The organism is Streptococcus sp. GMD4S (assembly GCF_000296955.1).
Genome location: NZ_AJRE01000125.1, coordinates 1 through 3,060, shown reverse-complemented (window position 1 = coordinate 3,060; position 3,060 = coordinate 1). Strand labels below are relative to the sequence as shown.

Here is a 3,060-nt window from a genome sequence, read left to right as displayed (position 1 = left end):
GTGTGATTGAAAAGGCTAAGAATATCATGCGCCAAGAGTTTGATAAGATTGGTGCGGTGGAGATGTTGGCTCCTGCCCTTCTCAGTGCCGATCTTTGGCGTGAATCAGGCCGTTACGAAACCTATGGTGAAGACCTTTATAAACTGAAAAATCGTGAAAAGTCAGACTTTATCCTAGGTCCGACACACGAAGAGACTTTTACAGCCATTGTCCGTGACTCTGTCAAGTCTTACAAGCAATTGCCACTCAACCTTTACCAAATCCAACCGAAATACCGTGATGAAAAACGCCCACGTAACGGACTTCTTCGTACACGTGAGTTCATCATGAAAGACGGTTACAGTTTCCATGCCAACTATGATAGCTTGGATGTGACCTATGATGAATACAAGGCAGCCTATGAGCGCATCTTCACTCGTAGTGGTTTGGATTTCAAGGCTATCATCGGTGACGGTGGTGCCATGGGTGGTAAGGACAGTCAAGAATTTATGGCGATTACACCTGCTCGTACAGACCTTGACCGCTGGGTTGTCTTAGACAAGTCAGTTGCCTCATTTGATGAGATTCCTACAGAAGTGCAAGAAGAAATCAAGGCAGAATTGCTCAAATGGATGGTTTCTGGTGAAGACACCATTGCCTACTCAAGTGAGTCTGGCTATGCGGCTAACTTGGAAATGGCAACAAATGAGTACAAACCAAGCAACCGTGTCGTTGCGGAAGAAGAAGTGACTCGAGTGGAAACTCTAGGTGTTAAATCCATCGATGAAGTCGCAGCCTTCCTAAACGTTCCGCAAGAACAAACCATCAAAACCCTCTTCTATATGGCAGATAGTGAGCTTGTTGCAGCCCTTCTAGTTGGAAATGACCAACTCAATGAAGTTAAGTTGAAAAACCACTTGGGAGCAGATTTCTTTGACGTTGCGAGCGAGGAAGAAGTAGCAAATGTTATCTCAGCTGGCTTTGGTTCGCTTGGCCCAGTTGCTTTGCCAGAAAATGTGAAAATCATTGCTGACCGCAAGGTGCAAGATGTTCGCAATGCTGTTGTAGGGGCTAACGAAGATGGCTACCATTTGACGGGTGTGAACCCAGGTCGCGACTTTACTGCAGAATATGTGGATATCCGTGAAGTTCGTGAGGGTGAAATTTCCCCAGACGGACAAGGTGTTCTTAACTTTGCGCGTGGTATCGAGATTGGTCACATCTTCAAATTGGGAACTCGCTACTCAGCAAGCATGGGTGCGGATGTTTTGGATGAAAATGGCCGTGCGATCCCAATCATCATGGGTTGTTACGGTATTGGTGTCAGCCGTCTCCTCTCAGCAGTTATGGAGCAACACGCTCGCCTCTTTGTCAATAAAACTCCAAAAGGTGAATACCGTTACGCTTGGGGAGTTAACTTCCCTAAAGAATTGGCGCCATTCGATGTGCATTTGATTACTGTCAATGTTAAAGATGAAGAAGCGCAAGTCTTGACAGAAAAATTGGAAGCCAACTTGATGGAAGCTGGTTACGAAGTCTTGACGGATGACCGTAACGAACGTGTCGGGGTTAAATTCAGCGATAGCGACTTGATTGGTCTTCCAATCCGTATCACTGTTGGGAAGAAGGCGGCTGATGGTATTGTCGAAGTTAAGATCAAGGCGACTGGTGACACCATTGAAGTTCACGCAGACAACTTGCTTGAAACTCTTGAAATCCTAAGCAAAAAATAAAAACTATAATCAGAAGAAAAACAAGGCAAAAATGTAACTAGTTTTTACCTTGTTTTTTCTATATAATAAGACTGAATAGACACATAAAATATCAACAAAAGAGGTATAAGTATGTTAAAATTTCCAAAGGATTTTGTCTGGGGTTCCTCTACTTCTGGACCACAGACAGAAGGTCGTGTACCTGGTGACGGCAAGGGATACAATCTCTGGGATTATTGGTTCCAAGTAGAGCCAAATCGTTACTACAATGGAATTGGACCTGATAAAACATCGACTTTTTACGAAAACTGGGAAAAGGATATTGAGCTTTTGGTAGAGACTGGGCATACAGCCTTCCGAACTTCTATCCAGTGGTCTCGTATTTTTCCGCAAGGTCGTGGAGAGATCAATCCGCAAGGGGTGGCTTTCTACCGTCAGGTTTTTGAGGCTATTAAGGCCAAGGGGATTCGTCTCTTAGTCAATCTCTATCACTTCGACCTGCCTTTTGCCCTTCAAGAAGCTGGTGATGGCTGGGAAAATAAGGCAACTGTCAAGGCTTATGAAGACTATGCTCGTTTTTGTTTTGAGACTTACGGTGACTTGGTAGACCAATGGATTACCTTTAATGAACCCATCGTCCCCGTAGAATTTGGTTATTTTTATGATGCCCATTATCCTCACAAGGTGGATGCCAAAGCAGCGGTTAAGGTTGCCTATCATACGCAACTGGCTAGTAGTCTTGCGGTTAAGGCCTGTCATGAGATTCTGCCTGGCTCTAAGATTGGAATTGTACTTAACTTGACACCAGCCTATCCACGTAGCCAGCATCCTGCGGATGTCAAGGCTGCGCGCATTGCCGACCTCTTCCAAGCTCAATCTTTCCTAGATCCGTCTGTCTTGGGAGCTTATCCAGAGGAATTGGTGGAAATTTTAGCTGAGCATGATTTGCTGCCAGAGTACACTGTTGAAGAGTTAGAACTCATTCGCGAGAACATAGTTGATTTCCTTGGAGTCAACTACTACCAACCTTTGCGCGTTATGGCGCCGCGTTTTGCTAAACATCCAGACAGTCCCCTCTTGCCAGAACATTTTTACGAGCCTTATATCATGCCGGGCCGTAAAATCAATCCTCACCGAGGTTGGGAAATCTACGAGCAGGGGATTTATGATATCGCTCAAAATATCAAAGAAAATTATGGTAATATTGAGTGGATGTTGACAGAGAATGGCATGGGTGTTGAAGGTGAGGATAAATTCCGTGAGAATGGCATGATTCAGGACGACTATCGTATCGACTTTGTCAAAGGACATCTGCGTGAACTTCACCGTGCCATTGAAGACGGAGCCAATTGTAAGGGTTACTTAATCT

At 44.7% G+C, this 3,060-nt stretch carries 2 protein-coding genes; both read left to right on the top strand.

Annotation, left to right across the window (positions count from 1 at the left end; genetic code table 11):
* Positions 1 to 1,712 (top strand): proline--tRNA ligase (locus GMD4S_RS07605; RefSeq protein WP_000321908.1); only part of this gene is annotated, 1,712 nt, incomplete at its 5' end.
* Positions 1,713 to 1,823: 111 nt separating this feature from the next.
* Positions 1,824 to 3,060 (top strand): glycoside hydrolase family 1 protein (locus GMD4S_RS07600; RefSeq protein ID WP_000911362.1); only part of this gene is annotated, 1,237 nt, incomplete at its 3' end.